Source organism: Haemophilus sputorum CCUG 13788 (assembly GCF_000238795.1).
Lineage (GTDB): Bacteria > Pseudomonadota > Gammaproteobacteria > Enterobacterales > Pasteurellaceae > Haemophilus_A > Haemophilus_A sputorum.
Genome location: NZ_AFNK01000079.1, coordinates 103,595 through 121,251, shown reverse-complemented (window position 1 = coordinate 121,251; position 17,657 = coordinate 103,595). Strand labels below are relative to the sequence as shown.

The following is a 17,657-nucleotide window of genomic DNA, read 5'->3' as shown; positions in this document are numbered from 1 at the left end:
TAAGTAATGTTAAATGATGATGACTTCGCCCTGTTTAGGGAAGCCGCACAAGGCACCAAAAAAATTGAGCAAAATACCTTTGTACCCAAAACACTGCCACGCCAAAAAGTGAGTGATTTCCGTGAACAGCAAGAACAAAAAGATACGGAATTTTTCTTTTCTGATGAATATGAACCGCTGTTAAAAGAAGAAAATGAAAAAGTAAAATACTTACGCGAAGGCGTTGATCCTTATATTCTCAAACAACTTCGACGTGGTGATTTTCAGCCCGAACTCTTTTTAGATTTACATGGGCTAACTAAAGAAAAAGCGAAACGAGAACTTGCCGCGCTGATTTTGGCTTGCGAACGCCAAAAAGTCTATTGCGCCAGCATCATGACGGGATTTGGCACACGGGCTTTAAAAGATCAAATTCCGCGTTGGTTAGTGCAACATCCGAAAATACTTGCCCTTCATCAAGCCCCTCGCCAATGGGGAGGCGATGCCGCCATTTTGATTTTAATCGAACAACAAGAAACTTTAGAACAACTATTTAAACGCTAATACTGATCTGACAAGCGGTCGAATTTTGTAAATTTTTTGTGAAATTCGACCGCTTGCGATTAGAATGCGCCAGCATTTATTTTTTAAGGAGATCTTATGCTTCAGCTTGTTTTAGCTATTTTATGTAGTGTGACTGTGGGGGTATTGATTAAATACGCCCGTATGAAAGGGATTCACATCGCCCAAAGTATTGCAGTCAATTATATTATTACAACAACCCTCACTTATTTCTTACTTAAGCCAGATTTTAAGGGCGAATCGCTCACGGATATTGTGATTCATCATCCTGCAGCTTATATCTTTGTGATTCTAAGCTTAAGTTTACCGATTGTTTTTTTAGTGCAAGCAAAATCATTAGAATACGCTGGCATTATTCGTACTGATGCCGCCCAACGCCTTTCACTTTTCCTACCCATTTTGGCTGCTTTTACCTTATTCGGAGAGACGCCAACCTCGCATAAAATCTTTGCTTTAGTACTTGCATTTATTGCATTAGGCTGTTTACTTTGGAAAGGTCATGAAGGGATGAAAAAAGGAGGAAGAATCGCAATAGTTAGCCTTGCGCTTGTTTGGGTTGGCTATGGCATGATCGATATTCTCTTCAAACAAATTGCGAAATCTGGCTCAGCTTTTCCAGTTACGTTATTGATTGCCTTTATTGGCGCGGGAATTTTTATGTTTACCTACCTCTTTTTAACACGCACGAAATGGCACTTGCCAAGCATGTTAGCGGGAATCTTATTAGGCGTGCTGAATTTCTGTAACATTTTATTCTATATTCAAGCGCACCAAGCGATGAAAGATGACCCAACGTTAGTCTTTACCGGCATGAACTTAGGGGTTATCTGTTTAGGTACCTTTATTGGTGCAGCTGCTTTTAAAGAAAAAATCCATAAAGTGAATTATTTAGGCGTTGCTATTGCGATTGTCGCGATTATCTGCCTATTCTATTGGAATTAATAACCAAAAGGTGCGTGAATTGAAAAACTTACGCACCTTTTTAATCTTTCATATTCACTTTTCTCACTAAATACAACCACCACAGCTACCGCAACGCCAATCTTCTTTATTGACAGCTTGGTAGAACGCTCGAATTATCTCTTCTTCTAAAGGAATATTGTGCTCAATAAACATATCTGAAAGCCATTCGATATTTTCAACAATCCAATCATCTTCATTTAGCCCTTCTCGATAGAGCTCATCATCTGGATCTAAATAATTATAGATATTCTCCGTGCCCATATCTTGATCTCGGCGCGCTCTAGGCAAAACGACTGGTAAATCTAAATAACTAATCTCCCAATGGCCTAAACATAAGGTATTACCTTTTGCAGACCAACTGACTTTAAAAGGATTATTTTGCATAATGAAATAGATAAAATATTCAATGTGCAAAAAGTATATATATGAAACTGAAGCTAACCCATACTAAAAATCAGGTAATTGGCTTGATGAAAATCAAATTAGGATAAAATGCTTTATGCTATTTTTTCCAAAATAGTTTTTCACTACTTTGCCAGATTGTTTCTGCAATATGCTCTGGTGATTCTTCTCTCAATTCACACAATGCTTGAAAACTTACTAAAAGACGTTCTGGTCGATTAGGCTGCCCTTGAAAGCCAAAAACTGGCATATCCGGCGAATCCGTTTCAAGCAAAAGACTCTCTAATGGCAGTTTACGGATAGCTTCTCGTGTTTTATTGGCACGGAGATAAGTAATGGTTCCCCCAACACCAATTTTATAACCTAAATCTACGAAGCGTTTTGCTTGATCGTAACTGCCTGCAAAACCATGTACCACGCCTGTTTGCGGTAATTGTGCTTTTTTTAGAAAAACCGATAAAGCATCATGTGTTTTACGAGAATGCAAATTGACTGGCAAATTAAACCGCTTGGCAAATGCGAGCTGTGCTTCTAGAAACTCACATTGTTTTTGCCAAAGTTCTGGCGTGCTAATCTCTGCAACAGCTTTATCTAATCCAATTTCAGCAATCGCGGTACATTGCGGATCAGATTCATTTAAACGCTGTTCAAGCAATACTAAATCTGCTTGCGTATGCTGCTGAATATAAAGTGGATGTAGCCCTAACCCATAAACTAAATGGTTTGGCATTTGATGGGCGCAAGCGGTCACTTTTTCAAAATTTTTTGCAAAAATAGCCACTATCAGTAGTCGAGAGACACCTGCTTGCTCGGCATTTGCTACAAGCTGTGGAATCGATAAAGCAAGATCTTCTGCAACATAATCAAGGTGAGTGTGGGTATCAAAAAACGGCATAAGCTCTTAATAAAAATAGAAAACAAAAAATAAAAGCGAGGACTTGCCTCGCTTTTCATTGATTTTGTGATTAGTTTGCCACTTCATAAGCGGATTCATCACGTTCGCCTAATGGTTTAAGCAAGGTGAAGAATAACACAATACACAATACTGTTGTCGCAAAACCAAGATATACAGAAAGTTGGTAATCTAAACCAAAACCGATTGGGTTATAGAACAAGTAAGTTGCACAAACCGTTGTGATAAACCACGCAGGAATTGAAGCCACCCAGTGGAATTTTTTGTAACGGTATAAGTATGCCGCAGCAGTCCATAACATAACCATTGCGGTCATTTGGTTTGCCCAGTTAAAGTAACGCCATAATACATCAAATTTAACTAATGAAATTAAGTAACCAATAACAAATAATGGCACTGCAATATATAAACGTTTTACTAATGAACGTTGATCAATACGTAAGATTTCCGCTAATTGTAAACGTGCAGCACGGAATGCGGTATCGCCTGAAGTGATTGGTAATACAACCACACCAAGTACTGCAAAAATACCACCAACAAAGCCTAAGAAGTGTAATGAACTATCATATACCACTTTCGATGGCGTACCTACATCAAGCACAGATTGAAGTGCTTGTGGGTTTTCATAGAAAGCAAGACCAACCATACACCAGATTAGTGCAATCACCCCTTCAGTAATCATCGCGCCGTAGAAAATGAAACGACCTTCACTTTCATTTTCAGCACAGCGAGCCATTAGTGGAGTTTGAGTCGCATGGAAGCCTGATAACGCACCACAAGAAATTGTCACAAATAAAAGTGGCCATGTAGGCATTCCATCTTTTACTTGGAAGTTTTGCATGAATTTCTCTAATGTTAATCCTTGTGAATCTGCAGTATCGATAGTACGGAAGAATTCGATTGGGTCATTTGGATTGAAATGTGCTGAAAGTAAGCCATAAACCATACCTACAGACATGAATAACAATAATGCGCCAAAGACTGGATAGATACGACCGATAATTTTATCAATCGGGAGAAGTGTTGCTAAAATGTAGTAAGCAAAAATAATGAATGTCCAGATCGTTACAATCGTTGCTTGGCTCATACCAAACACAGTAAGACCTGCATCTTTTACTGTTTGAGTAGCCGCTTCTACATCACCTAATTCTAATGGACCTTGAGCTACCCCTAATACATCCATTGTAATCGTACCCATTAATTTTGCTGGGCTTGATACAAATACCACACCTACTAAAACTAATAATACGATTGCTAATGCATTGATAAAGAATTTAACCGGACGACCTAAGAATTTACCCGCTAAATACGGCATTGTTGCACCATTATGACGGATACTTAACATACCACAGAAATAATCATGCACGGCACCTGCAAAAATACAACCGATTACGATCCAAAGCATCGCAACTGGTCCGTATAACGCACCAAGGATAGGACCAAAAATTGGGCCTGTGCCGGCGATATTTAATAATTGAATAAGCCAAATTTTCGTTTTCGACATTGGCATATAGTCGACACCATCATTCATTTGATACGCTGGCGTTTGACGTTTTGGGTTGATGACGAAAATTTTTTCAACAACCTTCCCATAAACGAAATAGCCAAGTACCAAGATGGCAATACATAAAAAGAACCACAACATAGTACAAATCCTTAATAATTTATATTCTAAGTTTAACCAAAAGTAAGTAGCCAAAAGCTGCGTATATTGTAGTGAGCAATACTGATAAAGTAAATTAGGATAATGAATTAAAAATTCAGTAATTTGAAAAATGTGAACAAAATCAAACTTTTTCTCTAAAAAACAAAATAAACTGAATAAAATACAATCAATTAAATATAAAAAAAGCCCCATACATAAACTAATGTATAGGGCTTCAGTAATTTATAAATGAGATTATAGATTATTTAAGCGCAATTCAATCAATGCTTTTTCTTGCTCTGGTGCATCTGCTAAAGCTTGCTGATAAGCACTTTTCGCGCCAGCATTATCACCTTTTGCCACGAGAATATCACCCGTTAACACCGCTTTACGCAATGTCCATGCTTTTTCTTTAATTTGGCCTAATGTTGCCAATGCTGCATCGTAATTTTGAAGTTGATAATCTACTTGTGCTAAACGAAAACGCGCAACGGTTTGTAATGTTGCATCTTCAGTATTAACTGCTTGCTCTAAAACAGTTTTAGCTTTTGCAAAATCACCTTTATTAACCAGTTGCTGTGCTTCTGTAAATTGGGCGAAGGTTGCATAGCTATTATGCCCACTTTCTTTAATAAATTTCTCTACAAGCGGTTCATTTTTTATTGGATCTTGCAAATAGCTTTCAATTACATTGTCATATGCTGCTGAACTTTCTTGCGAAATTTGTTGGTTATGGTTTTTCCAAAAATTCCAACCAAATACTGCGCTCGCCCCCACAAGCATTGCAAGTAAAATTGCACTACCATTTTGTTTAAACCAGCTTTTTGCTTCTTCAAACTGCTGTTCTTCGGTTTTATTAAAATATTGTTCGGTATCCATGATTCACCTTAGAAATGTTTTGTTAATGTTTCAATAATATCCGCTTGGCTAATAGTCACTTGCTCTGCACTTGAACGTAAATCTTTGACTACTACTGTTTTTTCTGCTACTTCCGATTCGCCAATGACTAACGCCAGTTTTGCATCTACTTTGTCTGCACGTTTAAATTGTTTTTGGAATTTACCGCCTGAACAATGTGTCATTACACGAACTTGTGGTAATGCACTGCGGATAGTTTCCGCTAATTGGAATGCATTAAGCGTTGCTCCTTCTCCAGAATAAACCAAATAAACATCAACTGTATTGGCAACTGGCAGGGCAGCATTGACTTCTTGCACTAATAAAACTAAACGCTCTAAGCCCATAGCAAAGCCTACGCCTGGTGCAGCATGACCGCCTAACTGTTCAACTAAGCCATCATAACGACCGCCACCACAAACGGTACCTTGTGCACCTAAGGCTGAAGTCACCCATTCAAACACGGTTTTATTGTAATAATCTAAACCACGGACTAATTTCGGATTCACTTCATAGGCAATGCCCATATCATCTAATAACTGACAAAGCGTTGCAAAATGCGTACGGCTTTCTTCATCAAGATAATCGAGTAATTTCGGCGCATCATTAAGCACTTCTTGTAAGGCTTGATTTTTCGTATCCAAGATACGTAGTGGATTTTTCACTAAACGTTCTTTTTCTTCATCGCCCATTAAATCTTGATGATTTTCTAAAAATGCCACTAACGCAGAACGATAGTTTGCACGCGCTTCTAATGAACCAATAGAGTTAAGCTGTAAAGAAACATGTTGGTCAATGCCTAATGCTTTCCATAAGCGTGCCGTTAAAATAATCAATTCTGCATCAATTTCTGGATTAGCAATACCAAACACTTCCACGCCTGCTTGATGGAATTGGCGATAACGTCCTTTTTGAGGGCGTTCATGACGGAACATGGGCCCCATATACCAAAGGCGCTGTTCGTTATTATAGATCCAGCCATGCTCAATTGCTGCACGTACGCAGCCTGCGGTACCTTCAGGACGTAAGGTTAATTGTTCATCGTTATCCCAGAAAGTGTACATCTCTTTAGAAACAACATCGGTTACTTCTCCAATTGCACGTGCAAAAAGCGGGGTGCTTTCCACGATTGGCATACGAACTTCAGAATAACCGTAGCTAGCTAATACTTGTTTAACTTGTCCTTCCACCCATTGCCATAAGGGAGATTCAGTTGGTGCGCAATCGTTCATACCACGAATTGCTTGAATTACTTTTGCCATTGTTTTTGCCTATTCATCAATAATAATCCGCCTATTCTAAATGAGTTAATGTAATTCTCAAAATGCTTTATCGGTTGGAATGGAGATAGGAGAACAAGCGGTCAAATTTTACAAATTTTTTGCAAAAAACTCCCGCTTGAGAAAGGTTAGCCAAAAATAATCGGCAGTAACTCGCCAATTTGATGAATTTCGTAGGTTGGACGAATGGTCGTGTCGTTCGGTTTATTCGCATGATTAAACCAACAGGTATCAATGCCAGCATTATTGCCACCGAGCACATCCGAAGCCAACGTATCTCCCACCATTAAAATGCGGGTTTTATCTTCACAATCCATTAGGGAAAACGCGTACTCAAACACCTGACGATCAGGTTTAGCCACCCCAATTTGCTCAGATACTACAACAATATCAAAATACTTTTCGGTTTTTGTATTTTCTAATCGGCGTTGCTGTAGCCCTGTAAAGCCGTTGGTGATAATGCCCATTTTGACTTTGCCGTATAACGCTTCTAGCATAGCTTCAACGCCTTCTAATGGTTTGCTAACTAGCGCCATTTCTGACATGAGCATTTGATTTAGCATTAAAGGCTCAACACCAATTTGTTCAGATAGCTTTGCAAAACGGCGTTTTTGAATATCTTCAGCAGTAATTTCGTTATTTTGATAAGCGACCCAAAGTGGCTGATTGATAGCTTGAAACGCCACATAATCCTCTTGATTAAAATCGATCCCATAAGGGGCTAACATGGCTTTCAAACCATGAAAAGAGTTGAATGAATACAGCGTTTCGTCTGCGTCAAATAAGATCCAATCATATCGCATTATTTATAACTTCCTTTAATTTCCTCTGTGATCCACGCCACAAAATGTTCTACTTTTTCGCTTTTTGCCATTTGTGGCGGATAAACAACATAAAAGGCTTTTTCATCATAAACATCGGTTGTAAATGGCTCTACCATTGTGCCTTCATCAATTTCCGCTTGAGCAAGCATTCGGTTTGCTACCACCACACCTTGACAGTGTTTCGCCGCTTGAATTCCCATTGAAGTTGTGCCAAACATTGGGCCTGATTCAATTTCTACACCATCAAGCTGTAAATGATCAATCATCTGCTTCCATTTCGTATGGGAACAAACATGGATCAGGTTTTTGCCCGCCAGATCTTCCGGTTTATTGATCGGGTTATCTTTTAAATACTCTGGAGAAGCAAGTACGAGAATACGCGCTCTGACCAATTCAATTGCCTCAAGGTTCTGCCAATTACCATTGCCATAATAAATCGCCACATCGGTATCTTTTCCAAATAGCCCTTCATCTTGTGGCATGGTGGTTAAACGTACTTCAATTTCTGGATAACGCTTGTGGAAATCATTTAAGCGTGGCACCAGCCAATGCATCCCAAAAGATGGGGTTGTGCTAATAGAAAGCACCTGCCGACTATTTTTTAAGCGTACTTTTTCCGTGGCAGACGCAATTTGTAATAAAAGCGGTTGAATTTCTTGGAAATATTGCGAACCTGTTTCAGTAAGTTCTAGCTGACGATTACGGCGGTAAAATAATTTCGCCCCCAAAAAATCTTCCAATAATTTAATTTGATGGCTGACAGCAGCTTGAGTCACAAAAAGCTCTTCTGCAGCTTTGGTAAAATTCAAATGGCGAGCAGCAGATTCAAAAGCTTTTAACGCATTTAACGGCGGCAGTTTTTTATTCATAATCTTCTTCTTTTAAATAATCGCGAATATCGCGCGAAATTCATTACTTTATTTTATCTTGAAAATAAAAATAATTCATTTGTAGTAGTGGTACGACATCTCTATAATGCGCCCCGTACTTAATAAGGATAGTGATTTTTTGATTTTCGTCAAATTTTCCTGAAATTTTAAGTATGATGTTGTGTTTGCATATTGGTCTAGGTAACTAGACTAGAGTAACGAAAGTTACTCGTTTCACTTCCTGTATATTTCAAACCCTTTTGGTTTATGCCCCTCATTTGAGGGGCTTTTTTTGCCCTAAAAAAATTTATCTATCATTCTAACAGGAAAAAAACTTATCTACAAACTAACGGGCTGGATTTGAAGCTTCACCTTTTTCTTCATTTTCTGAAGTCGAAATTATCGCCTGTGATGCTTTATCCATTTTCACATCAATTTTATGATCCACCACAACATTCATGTTAATCGTAATCCCTTCTGCTGGCGTTTCCAGCTGAATTTTTGGCGTACAAGCGGTTAAATTTAGCAAACAAATTGCAAATAAAAAGTTGAGTTTCATTTATTGTTATCCAGTTTTTGATAAATATGGTTTTCTATTTGTTGTTCAATATTAGAAGCCGCATTCATCAGGTTCCATAAGCCAAAAATATTTTCTTGGTGTGTATAATTAAAATTGACCTTCGCTTTTTCTTGCTGATTCAGCTGCAATTTAAGCTGCGCAGCCAGTTTCATATCGCCACTTTTTGGCACATTGATGCTAGCAGCCATATCCGCCACTTTGGTATCGTTGAGTAGGTACAACAAAATTCGTTCTGAATAACCACTACTTTGCGAAATGGCTTTCATCAAGGCATCCGAAATTTTCAAATATGAAGTTTCTGTTTGCTCCAATCGCCCATCACAAACATAGCAAGGTTCCCCCGATAACCAAAATGGCAAAGTTGCATTTGCTTTACCACGAAGATCAATTTGCTGATAGTTAGCCACTTCCATCATTCGCTCGAATCGAATATTTTCCAACTGCAAAAGCGCCACTTTGACTTGAGGCAAAGAAAAATGTTCCACTTTTAATTTACCATCTAATAAATCAAGCTCTAGCTTGCGCAAATTAAGCGGTTTCTTTTGGCTATAAGGATAATGCCCATCAATGTTTACATGCACATTTTGGATCGGCACGCCTGCATTGATTTCTGCAATCTTCACCGCTATTGGTTTACGTTGACCAAAAGTTAAATGATCGCCTGAAAGTTGGAACGGAAAAGTAAACTCAATGCCATTTATTTCCCCTTTCGGCAAAGAAAGCCCTGCATCAGTAATGGAAAGCTCTCCGCTCGCCACTAAACCTTTTTGTGCTTGAGTCTGGAATTGGGTGTTTCCTTTTACCGTACCAGATTTAATCACCCAGTTCATTTTAGGCGGAATCAAACTTTGGAACACACTTGCCGGCTGCGATGCCCATTGAATGTTGCCCACAAATTCACTGGCATTTGCTTTCAATTGGCGCTTCGCATTGAGCATCAATGGGCCCACTTTTCCTGCTTGGAATTCGCCTTTAAATTGAAGCGTCTCTAACTCACCGTTAAAAGTCACTTTGGCACGTGGCTGTGACAGTTTACCACCATAGTTAAAAGATAATGCGGGCGAGCTGAGTTCTGCGCCACCGGTAAGCGTCCAATCTTCATAGAAAAATTTCACTGGCTCGGTTAGTTTTAGCTGACTTGGCGCTAGCTCAGCATTCCCAATGTTTGTGCCATTCATCTCGCCATCTAGCTGCAAAAATTGAATAACATTGTTATGCCAATTCCCTTTTCCTGCTAATTTGACCTTGCTATTTAGGCTTTTGAGCATCGCACCGCCATCTAATGTCCAGCCCCAAAAATTCTTGTTTCCCTTGCCATCGAAATCATCGAAAACCTCTGAAAGCCCCATTTTAAAATGGCGGGCTTGCCCTTTGAGTTGAAAATCAATGTCGCTAAAATCTGGCGATTCAGCTTTCAAATGTGCTTGAAGTGGGCCACTTACACCATAGCGGTTAATCTCTACCGTGCCTAATGGGATAGTTAATTCCTTAATAGTTAGTAAACGCTCTTGACCGCTAATAATTTGGAACATAGATTTTGGCGAGAAAGTAAGACCAGACTGATTCGCATCAATGGTCGCCTGACTAAACAGACGAAAACCATGATATTTCACATAGCCTGATAAAGTGAGCGGCAGAATAAAATAATCGGGCGATTCAATGACTCCACTTGTTGTCGCAAGGCTGAGCGTATGCTTATCTTCTGAAAACAGGTTCATTCTAAATGCCGTTTCTAGCGGAAAAATTTCGCCTTGCATAATGTTTTTCGGCTTCAACGTGGCTGTTGTTGAGCCGTTAATCGGAAAATCGGGCAACCACCCCCAATGGAACTTTCCTTGGTAAATTTCTAACTGGGTAAAATCAAATTTAAATGGCAGTGCCAATTTATTTTCAGGCTGCGTTTCTGAAATAAAGGTCAAGTTACCCAATAAATTATTCTCATTATCTGACTGCCAAGTGAGCCCAAGACTCCCCTCTTGTAGCCCTTTTTCAGAGATAATATTTTCTGGCAAAATCCAGTGATAGTCACTTTCAAAATATTGCGGAAGTGAAAGGATATTTTCATTGAGTTGTGTCGTAAATAACAGGTTGTGCTTTTCTGTCTCACTTGGGTGATAATTCACATTACCACTTAACCGACCATTGGTAAAATCTCCCTCAAATTCGACCGCTTGTTGTTTCAGAGAAAGCGATAATTTACGTCCTTGATGAACTACTTGAATTTTTGCAGGGGTTGCCAATAATTGACTTAAACGAGGAGAAAGATCCGCTGGCAAATTTTGCCAAGCTAATTCATCTACCGTTAATTTTGTTGCTGGCGCTAATAAAAGCCATTTATTTAAGGAAAAATCAGATTCACCTTTTTCTGATTCAGGAAAAAGGCTAAAGCAGTGATAATCTAACGTCACTTTTGCGGCACTTAATTGATAACCTTGCGGATTAAATGACAAATTATCAAGTGCAACCAACGGACATTGCTGATACTGAACAATCAACTGCGGTAAATGTATGCCTGTTTGATTTGCAGAAAAACCGCCAGATGGCGTAGAAATTTGCCAATTTTCAGGCAAAAAACGGTTTGCAACACCAGAAAAATAGGTGCTGAAAAATAGAAGGCTTGCACTAATGATCAGCAATAGCGACAAGCCTAATAGAACCAATAACGTTTTCTTTATCATTATCCAATAGATACTAGCGGGTAAAGCATCGCCAAAAAGGTAGCCGCAGACCAACCCACTGGATTTTTAATCTGTTTCTCTTTTTTACCCAGTAATAACCAAGCTAATATTGCTAAAATTGCAAATTGCACCACAAAATAGAGAATAAATGGTAAAAATGAAGTTTCTGGCATAATCTGTACTTGTTGGTAAAGCACGAAAACCGTCCAAATATAATTCATGACTAAAGCTAAAATAGCCAGTTGAATTAACAGTTTAAAGAAACCTTCTAAGCGGCTATTTGCTAGCATTAAATACCAACCAGAAAGCAATAACCCTAATTGCAGTTGCGCAAAATTATTCGCCCGCAAGCCATTTAACAATGAAGGAATTTCCCACCAATATACCGCTAAATATTGCAAAATTGCCACGACGGCAACGCCAAAACTACAATAAATCATCGTTTGATAAAGGTTATCTTCATCTGCATCTTGCCAGTAAAGAATGGGTAATAATACCGCCATAACCGCAACTAATAACAATGGAATATGCTTAGGCGTAAAACCATAACTATATGCCAAATTGCCTAAGGCAAATACAGCTAAAAATTTCAACACAAAGGTTAATCGGCCGCGCTGCCCGGGGCAAATTTGCCCTTTCCAAAGCACAACACTCATCACGATACTGACAACTAGAAAGCTCAACAAATAAGGGGAAATAAAAATCATATTTTGCGGCGCAAAATAATAATTAAGACACATTTGAACAAAAAGCATACCGAGCATTGGCAGTAGCGCATGCACTGCAATTTCTAGTTTTTTTTCCGATTCATGTTCGTGCGACATAATAAACCTTATTTAAAATGATTTTGACTTAAGATTATGCCATAATACGACAGTTTTTTTAACGACTTAAGAGGTGAGAAATGAGAATTTTACACACGATGCTACGTGTTGGCGACCTAGAACGTTCTATTAAGTTTTATACTGAAGTTTTAGGAATGAAATTGCTCCGTACTAGCGAAAATGCTGAATATAAATATACTTTGGCTTTTGTTGGCTATGGTGATGAAAGTGAAAATGCGGTTATCGAATTAACCTATAACTGGGGCGTAGATAAATACGACTTAGGCACAGCTTACGGCCATATCGCATTAGGTGTAGATGATATTTATACAACCATCGAAGCGATTCGTGCGGCGGGTGGCAAAATCACGCGTGAACCAGGCCCAGTATTAGGGGGTAAAACGGTTATCGCTTTTGCTGAAGATCCAGACGGTTATAAAATTGAATTCATTGCAAATAAAGAAGCTCAAGCGGCTTTAGGTAACTAACTCTTTTTACAAGCGGTCTGATTTTGTCAATTTTTTGCAAAATTCGACCGCTTGCGTTTTTATTATGACAACAGAAACCGAACAACCAACCGATTATAATTTACTAAAAAATCGTTTTCGTGGCTATTTGCCCGTGATTATTGATGTAGAAACTGCCGGTTTAAATGCCCAAACTGATGCATTGTTAGAACTTGCTGCAATTACCGTGAAAATGGATGATGCAGGTTATTTAGTGCCAGATCAGCAATGTCATTTTCATATTCAACCATTTGAAGGAGCGAATATCAATCCAGATTCTCTTAAATTTAATGGCATCGACATTGATAATCCATTACGTGGCGCGGTTCCGGAGAACATTGCGATTCCAGAAATGTTTAAAATGGTTCGTAAAGCGATGAAAGCACAAGGTTGCCAACGTGCGGTAATTGTGGCACATAATGCTGCATTTGATCAGGGTTTTTTACACGCTGCCATTAAACGTATTAATGCTAAACGTGATCCGTTCCACCCTTTTGCAATGTTTGATACCGCAACCCTTGCCGGGTTTATGTACGGACAAACCGTATTAGTCAAAGCCTGCCAAATGGCAAATATTGCTTTTGATGGCAAACAAGCGCACTCCGCACTTTATGATACGGAAAAAACAACTGAATTATTCTGCCAAATGGTTAATCGTCTAAAAGATCTCGGCGGTTTTCCACTACAAGCGGTTGAAAAATCAAAATAATTTGTAAAAAACAAAAACCCAGCTTTCGCTGGGTTTTCTTTTATAATCTTTTCGATTATTCAGTAACAACGTTGATTGTTACTACTGCATTCACTTCTGGGTGTAAGTGAATTTTAACTTCGTGTTCGCCAGTGCTACGTAATGGGCCTTCGCCTAAACGTACTTCAGCTTTCACTACTTCAACACCTGCTGCAGTTAATGCATCAGCAATGTCTTTAGCAGAGATTGAACCGAATAAACGACCATCATCACCTGCAGTTGCAGAAACTGCTACAGCAGCTAATGCACTTAATTGTGCCGCGCGAGCTTGTGCTTTTGCTAATGCTTCAGCCGCTTTTGCTTCTAATTCTGCACGACGAGCTTCGAAGTGAGCGATATTCGCTGCAGTTGCCATAACCGCTTTACCTTGTGGGATTAAGTAGTTACGTGCAAAACCTGCTTTTACTTCAACTTGTGAGCCTACACCACCAAGGTGAGCAACTTTGTCTAATAAAATAACTTGCATTGTTCTTACCTCTTCTTATTAGTGATTGTGTGTATCAGAATAAGGTAATAACGCTAAGTAACGAGCGCGTTTGATTGCGCGTGCTAATTGGCGTTGGTACTTCGCACGAGTACCAGTAATACGGCTAGGAACAATCTTGCCGTTTTCAGAAATGTAGTTCTTTAATGTAGCGATATCTTTGTAATCGATTTCAACAACATTTTCCGCGGTGAAACGGCAGAACTTACGACGACGGAAATAACGTGCCATTTGGCTTCTCCTGATCTATAAATTCAATATGTTCGGCGTGTAAAACTAACTGGTTCAAACCATGATAATCTTTGTGAGTGTGGAGAAATCCACTAACGCTCACTTTACTGCCGAGCTTTATTTGTTGGGTTATTAAACTAAATTGATTGCCATTTAAAATCACTTGGATTTTACACCACGCCTGACGTTCTAAATTTACTTCAATTTGTGTTGAACGATGTTCAATCCAAAATTTATAACTTGGAATACCTAGCGGGCTTTGGCTTTGTTTAACTACTGAGCAAACTGTACCGCTCAGAATTAAACGATTTTCAATCGGCAAATTACTCGCCTGCTTCTTCTACTACAACTGCTTCAGCAGCTTTGCTTTCTTTAGCTTTCACCATAGGTGAAGCTTCAGTTACTGCAGTTTTAGTATGAACAACTAAGCTACGAAGAACGGCATCGTTGTAACGGAAGTTAGTTTCTAACTCATCGATTACACTTTGTGGTGCTTCTACATTCAATAACACATAGTGTGCTTTGTGAAGTTTGTTGATTGGGTATGCTAATTGACGACGACCCCAATCTTCTAAGCGATGAACTTGACCGCCAGCTTCTTTAACAGATGCTGTGTAACGCTCAATCATTGCTGGTACTTGTTCGCTTTGGTCCGGATGAACCATAAAAACGATTTCGTAGTGACGCATTGACTATCCTTACGGGTTAGCAGCCTCCAACGTTAGCCAGTCACCAGCTTGTGGAAGCAAGGATTAAAAACAAATGTGACTGAACGCGCAAATTATACAGACTATCCGACATTTCGCAAGTTATTTTTTAACCATAATTGCAGACAAGCGGTCAAATTTGGAAAAAGATTTACAAATGAATCTTTGCTAGGTGTTTTTATAGAAATATAGTAGACTTACGCAATCGTTTGCTTAAGCTTATTTCAAGGAAATTCAAATGAATATTTTAATTATTGGCAATGGTGGTCGAGAGCATGCTTTAGCGTGGAAAGTCCGCCAATCTCCTCTTGTAGACAAAGTTTTCGTTGCGCCAGGAAATGCAGGAACGGCACAAGAAAACGGGGTTGAAAATGTCGCTATTTCCGCCACTGACGTACCCGCATTAGTTGAATTTGCAAAAGCCAACCAAATCGACTTAACCATTGTTGGGCCTGAAGCGCCATTAGTTATAGGTGTGGTTGATGCTTTCCGTGCCAATGGATTAAAAATTTTTGGCCCAACTCAAGCTGCCGCCCAATTAGAAGGTTCAAAAGCGTTTACTAAAGATTTCCTTGCTCGCCACCAAATTCCAACCGCTGAATATCAAAACTTTACTGAAGTTGAGCCAGCTTTAGCCTACTTAAAAGAAAAAGGTGCGCCAATTGTGATTAAGGCGGATGGTTTAGCGGCAGGTAAAGGGGTTATCGTTGCGATGACTCTAGCAGAAGCTGAAGAAGCGGTTAAAGATATGCTGTCAGGAAATGCCTTTGGCGATGCGGGTAGCCGTGTTGTCATTGAGGAATTTTTAGATGGTGAAGAAGCCAGCTTTATCGTGATGGTCGATGGAAAACACGTTGAACCGATGGCAACCAGTCAAGACCACAAGCGTGTAGGCGAAGGTGATAAAGGGTTAAATACTGGTGGCATGGGCGCTTACTCCCCTGCACCTGTAGTCACCGCTGAAATTCATCAACGCGTGATGGATGAAATTATCTACCCAACGGTGAATGGCATGGCATCAGAAGGTAATCCTTATACCGGTTTCCTTTATGCAGGCTTAATGATTATGCCAAACGGACAACCCAAAGTGATTGAATTCAACTGCCGATTCGGCGATCCGGAAACCCAACCGATTATGATGCGATTAGCATCTGACTTAGTTGAACTTTGCTTAGCTGCATGCGATGAAAAACTTGATAGCGTTAAATCAACTTGGGTAGAACAAGCTGCATTAGGCATTGTACTCGCAGCAGAAGGCTATCCTGGTGATTATCGTAAGCATGATGAAATTTCAGGTATTCCACAAACACCAAGCGCAAATCAAAAAGTGTTCTTAGCAGGTGTAGAAGAAAAAGCAGGGAAATTATTAACCAATGGAGGGCGCGTGTTATGTGCAACCGCATTAGGTAATTCCGTTTTTGAAGCACAACAATCTGCACTTGCCCTTGCAGAACAAATTCAATGGACTGGGCGTTTCTATCGCCGTGATATTGGTTATCGCGCGATTGCTCGCGAAAAAGCCTAGTTTCCTAAACGCAAGCGGTCATTTTTCTTCATTTTTTGCTATTTGCAAAACCAATGAGAAAAATGACCGCTTGTTTATTTTAATTTTTATGCTTTTAATTGTTTTTGAAGCTTAGTCCAGTTATAGAAACCGTAAATAGAATTCACTAAATAGGCAATGTACATCACTCTCATCGCAGGATTCTCTTCCCACCATAACAGTATTGATAACACATTCAGCACAATCCATAACAACCACTGCTCACGATAACGCAAAATCATCAACAATTGTGCAGCACAAGTGGTAATCGTTGTGACTCCATCTAATGAAGTTGAGCTTCCGCCTGCTGCTTTTAATGCTTCAATAAATAATAAGGTAAATACTGTAAGGCTCACTAGCAATATTGCCCAACCTTTAAAATCCAGTGCTTTAGCAACGACTTCTTCACTGCCCGCATTATCTTTTTGCATATTGGCTTTCCATAAGAAATAGCCAATAAATTGTGCCGGTAAATAAATATAAAGTACGCTATTCATTTCCCCAATATAATTTTGGTGCCAAGCCACATAGAAATAAGTATAAGCAAAGATCAAACCGAAGAAATAGTTACTAATCTTCCCTTTACTGACTAATACCACACAAATAGTGCCGGTAATACCAGAAATCGCATCTAACAAGGGCGCTGAAGTTTGTATCAGCAACCAAAGTTGCGCACCAACACAAAAAACCAATAGTAAAACTTCGAACGGTTTCCAACCAGACAGCTCTTGACGGATAAAATCTGAAAGTGCTTGTTTATTCATTCATTCCTCCAGAATGTAGTTAATTCTTGGCTATTCTACGCTTTATCCGCCAAAAATGTAAAGCATAAACTACATATTTAATGATAATCCGCCTGAAAAACCTAAAAAAACGCATTTGCTTTACAATATGAATTTAATCCTAATTCAGCATTAAAAAAACAAGCGGTTGAATTTTGCAAATTTTTTGCAGAATCCACCCGCTTGTACTCACTAAGCGCCTGATTGCTTGCCATTTATA

The 17,657-nt window shown here is 39.2% G+C and carries 20 protein-coding genes; 5 read left to right on the top strand and 15 right to left on the bottom strand.

From position 1 onward, the window contains the following. Window positions 1-6: 6 nt before the first annotated feature. Together smrB and HSP_RS0110165 are read left to right on the top strand one after the other, a co-directional pair. The gene (gene smrB, locus HSP_RS0110170; protein ID WP_007525137.1) at window positions 7-543 is read left to right on the top strand and encodes an endonuclease SmrB; all 537 of its coding nucleotides are present in this window, start codon (window positions 7-9) and stop codon (window positions 541-543) included. A gap of 96 nt (window positions 544-639) precedes the next feature. Next, on the top strand, window positions 640-1,503 hold the full coding sequence (locus HSP_RS0110165) for a DMT family transporter (protein ID WP_007524661.1): 864 nt from the start codon (window positions 640-642) through the stop codon (window positions 1,501-1,503). 66 nt (window positions 1,504-1,569) lie between these two features. On the opposite strand, the gene HSP_RS0110160 is transcribed toward HSP_RS0110165, so the two are convergent. From HSP_RS0110160 to HSP_RS0110115, 10 genes are all read right to left on the bottom strand, one after another. Further along, window positions 1,570-1,908, bottom strand: a complete 339-nt coding sequence (locus HSP_RS0110160) for a hypothetical protein (RefSeq protein ID WP_007524236.1) — start codon at window positions 1,906-1,908, stop codon at window positions 1,570-1,572. Window positions 1,909-2,026: 118 nt separating this feature from the next. After that, entirely contained in the window at window positions 2,027-2,821 is a 795-nt protein-coding gene (locus HSP_RS0110155; protein ID WP_007524447.1) for a TatD family hydrolase, read from the bottom strand. A 70-nt stretch (window positions 2,822-2,891) separates the two neighbouring features. Beyond that, entirely contained in the window at window positions 2,892-4,484 is a 1,593-nt protein-coding gene (locus HSP_RS0110150) for a carbon starvation CstA family protein (protein WP_007525170.1), read from the bottom strand. 255 nt (window positions 4,485-4,739) lie between these two features. Then, complete coding sequence (locus tag HSP_RS0110145; RefSeq protein ID WP_007524970.1) at window positions 4,740-5,363, bottom strand: YfgM family protein; 624 nt, start codon at window positions 5,361-5,363, stop codon at window positions 4,740-4,742. An 8-nt stretch (window positions 5,364-5,371) separates the two neighbouring features. Beyond that, window positions 5,372-6,643, bottom strand: a complete 1,272-nt coding sequence (hisS, locus tag HSP_RS0110140; RefSeq protein WP_010130048.1) for a histidine--tRNA ligase — start codon at window positions 6,641-6,643, stop codon at window positions 5,372-5,374. Window positions 6,644-6,789: 146 nt separating this feature from the next. Continuing rightward, window positions 6,790-7,464: a pyrimidine 5'-nucleotidase gene (gene yjjG / locus HSP_RS0110135; RefSeq protein ID WP_007525019.1), complete on the bottom strand. Its 675-nt coding sequence runs from the start codon at window positions 7,462-7,464 to the stop codon at window positions 6,790-6,792. Continuing rightward, entirely contained in the window at window positions 7,464-8,354 is an 891-nt protein-coding gene (locus HSP_RS0110130; RefSeq protein WP_007524362.1) for a transcriptional regulator GcvA, read from the bottom strand. The genes yjjG and HSP_RS0110130 overlap by 1 nt, the downstream gene beginning before the upstream one ends. Before the next feature lie 346 nt (window positions 8,355-8,700). Then, complete coding sequence (locus tag HSP_RS0110125) at window positions 8,701-8,913, bottom strand: YnbE family lipoprotein (protein WP_007524069.1); 213 nt, start codon at window positions 8,911-8,913, stop codon at window positions 8,701-8,703. Continuing rightward, the gene (locus HSP_RS0110120) at window positions 8,910-11,612 is read right to left on the bottom strand and encodes an intermembrane phospholipid transport protein YdbH family protein (protein WP_029495406.1); all 2,703 of its coding nucleotides are present in this window, start codon (window positions 11,610-11,612) and stop codon (window positions 8,910-8,912) included. The genes HSP_RS0110125 and HSP_RS0110120 overlap by 4 nt, the downstream gene beginning before the upstream one ends. Further along, window positions 11,612-12,436: a hypothetical protein gene (locus HSP_RS0110115; RefSeq protein ID WP_010130045.1), complete on the bottom strand. Its 825-nt coding sequence runs from the start codon at window positions 12,434-12,436 to the stop codon at window positions 11,612-11,614. The genes HSP_RS0110120 and HSP_RS0110115 overlap by 1 nt, the downstream gene beginning before the upstream one ends. Window positions 12,437-12,516: 80 nt before the next feature. Here HSP_RS0110115 and gloA point away from each other — a divergent pair, with 80 nt between their 5' ends. Both gloA and rnt read left to right on the top strand, forming a co-directional pair. Next, window positions 12,517-12,924 carry a lactoylglutathione lyase gene (gloA, locus tag HSP_RS0110110; RefSeq protein ID WP_010130044.1) on the top strand — a complete coding sequence of 136 codons (408 nt, stop codon included), beginning with the start codon at window positions 12,517-12,519 and terminating at the stop codon, window positions 12,922-12,924. A gap of 64 nt (window positions 12,925-12,988) precedes the next feature. Further along, complete coding sequence (gene rnt, locus HSP_RS0110105) at window positions 12,989-13,651, top strand: ribonuclease T (RefSeq protein WP_010130043.1); 663 nt, start codon at window positions 12,989-12,991, stop codon at window positions 13,649-13,651. 55 nt (window positions 13,652-13,706) lie between these two features. Here the strand turns inward: rnt and rplI are convergent, their stop codons facing one another. Genes rplI through rpsF form a run of 4 tightly spaced genes read right to left on the bottom strand, consistent with a single transcriptional unit; the run spans window position 13,707 to window position 15,094 of the window. Then, window positions 13,707-14,156: a 50S ribosomal protein L9 gene (gene rplI, locus HSP_RS0110100; RefSeq protein WP_007525482.1), complete on the bottom strand. Its 450-nt coding sequence runs from the start codon at window positions 14,154-14,156 to the stop codon at window positions 13,707-13,709. An 18-nt stretch (window positions 14,157-14,174) separates the two neighbouring features. Further along, entirely contained in the window at window positions 14,175-14,405 is a 231-nt protein-coding gene (gene rpsR, locus HSP_RS0110095) for a 30S ribosomal protein S18 (protein ID WP_007524510.1), read from the bottom strand. Continuing rightward, window positions 14,380-14,727, bottom strand: a complete 348-nt coding sequence (gene priB / locus HSP_RS0110090; protein ID WP_007525400.1) for a primosomal replication protein N — start codon at window positions 14,725-14,727, stop codon at window positions 14,380-14,382. The genes rpsR and priB overlap by 26 nt, the downstream gene beginning before the upstream one ends. Window position 14,728: 1 nt before the next feature. Continuing rightward, complete coding sequence (gene rpsF, locus HSP_RS0110085; protein WP_007524025.1) at window positions 14,729-15,094, bottom strand: 30S ribosomal protein S6; 366 nt, start codon at window positions 15,092-15,094, stop codon at window positions 14,729-14,731. A gap of 256 nt (window positions 15,095-15,350) precedes the next feature. On the opposite strand from rpsF, the gene purD reads away from it, so the two are divergent. Then, on the top strand, window positions 15,351-16,637 hold the full coding sequence (gene purD, locus HSP_RS0110080; protein ID WP_010130042.1) for a phosphoribosylamine--glycine ligase: 1,287 nt from the start codon (window positions 15,351-15,353) through the stop codon (window positions 16,635-16,637). Window positions 16,638-16,723: 86 nt separating this feature from the next. On the opposite strand, the gene pnuC is transcribed toward purD, so the two are convergent. Next, window positions 16,724-17,419: a nicotinamide riboside transporter PnuC gene (pnuC, locus tag HSP_RS0110075; RefSeq protein WP_010130041.1), complete on the bottom strand. Its 696-nt coding sequence runs from the start codon at window positions 17,417-17,419 to the stop codon at window positions 16,724-16,726. Between the last annotated feature and the right edge of the window lie 238 nt (window positions 17,420-17,657).

What these genes read in the sequence shown, in the direction of transcription:
- smrB (WP_007525137.1), top strand. Translation starts at nt 7, where the DNA reads ATGTTAAATGATGATGACTTCGCCCTGTTTAGGGAAGCCGCACAAGGC.
- HSP_RS0110165 (WP_007524661.1), top strand. Translation starts at nt 640, where the DNA reads ATGCTTCAGCTTGTTTTAGCTATTTTATGTAGTGTGACTGTGGGGGTA.
- HSP_RS0110160 (WP_007524236.1), bottom strand. Translation starts at nt 1,908, where the DNA reads ATGCAAAATAATCCTTTTAAAGTCAGTTGGTCTGCAAAAGGTAATACC.
- HSP_RS0110155 (WP_007524447.1), bottom strand. Translation starts at nt 2,821, where the DNA reads ATGCCGTTTTTTGATACCCACACTCACCTTGATTATGTTGCAGAAGAT.
- HSP_RS0110150 (WP_007525170.1), bottom strand. Translation starts at nt 4,484, where the DNA reads ATGTTGTGGTTCTTTTTATGTATTGCCATCTTGGTACTTGGCTATTTC.
- HSP_RS0110145 (WP_007524970.1), bottom strand. Translation starts at nt 5,363, where the DNA reads ATGGATACCGAACAATATTTTAATAAAACCGAAGAACAGCAGTTTGAA.
- hisS (WP_010130048.1), bottom strand. Translation starts at nt 6,643, where the DNA reads ATGGCAAAAGTAATTCAAGCAATTCGTGGTATGAACGATTGCGCACCA.
- yjjG (WP_007525019.1), bottom strand. Translation starts at nt 7,464, where the DNA reads ATGCGATATGATTGGATCTTATTTGACGCAGACGAAACGCTGTATTCA.
- HSP_RS0110130 (WP_007524362.1), bottom strand. Translation starts at nt 8,354, where the DNA reads ATGAATAAAAAACTGCCGCCGTTAAATGCGTTAAAAGCTTTTGAATCT.
- HSP_RS0110125 (WP_007524069.1), bottom strand. Translation starts at nt 8,913, where the DNA reads ATGAAACTCAACTTTTTATTTGCAATTTGTTTGCTAAATTTAACCGCT.
- HSP_RS0110120 (WP_029495406.1), bottom strand. Translation starts at nt 11,612, where the DNA reads ATGATAAAGAAAACGTTATTGGTTCTATTAGGCTTGTCGCTATTGCTG.
- HSP_RS0110115 (WP_010130045.1), bottom strand. Translation starts at nt 12,436, where the DNA reads ATGTCGCACGAACATGAATCGGAAAAAAAACTAGAAATTGCAGTGCAT.
- gloA (WP_010130044.1), top strand. Translation starts at nt 12,517, where the DNA reads ATGAGAATTTTACACACGATGCTACGTGTTGGCGACCTAGAACGTTCT.
- rnt (WP_010130043.1), top strand. Translation starts at nt 12,989, where the DNA reads ATGACAACAGAAACCGAACAACCAACCGATTATAATTTACTAAAAAAT.
- rplI (WP_007525482.1), bottom strand. Translation starts at nt 14,156, where the DNA reads ATGCAAGTTATTTTATTAGACAAAGTTGCTCACCTTGGTGGTGTAGGC.
- rpsR (WP_007524510.1), bottom strand. Translation starts at nt 14,405, where the DNA reads ATGGCACGTTATTTCCGTCGTCGTAAGTTCTGCCGTTTCACCGCGGAA.
- rpsF (WP_007524025.1), bottom strand. Translation starts at nt 15,094, where the DNA reads ATGCGTCACTACGAAATCGTTTTTATGGTTCATCCGGACCAAAGCGAA.
- purD (WP_010130042.1), top strand. Translation starts at nt 15,351, where the DNA reads ATGAATATTTTAATTATTGGCAATGGTGGTCGAGAGCATGCTTTAGCG.
- pnuC (WP_010130041.1), bottom strand. Translation starts at nt 17,419, where the DNA reads ATGAATAAACAAGCACTTTCAGATTTTATCCGTCAAGAGCTGTCTGGT.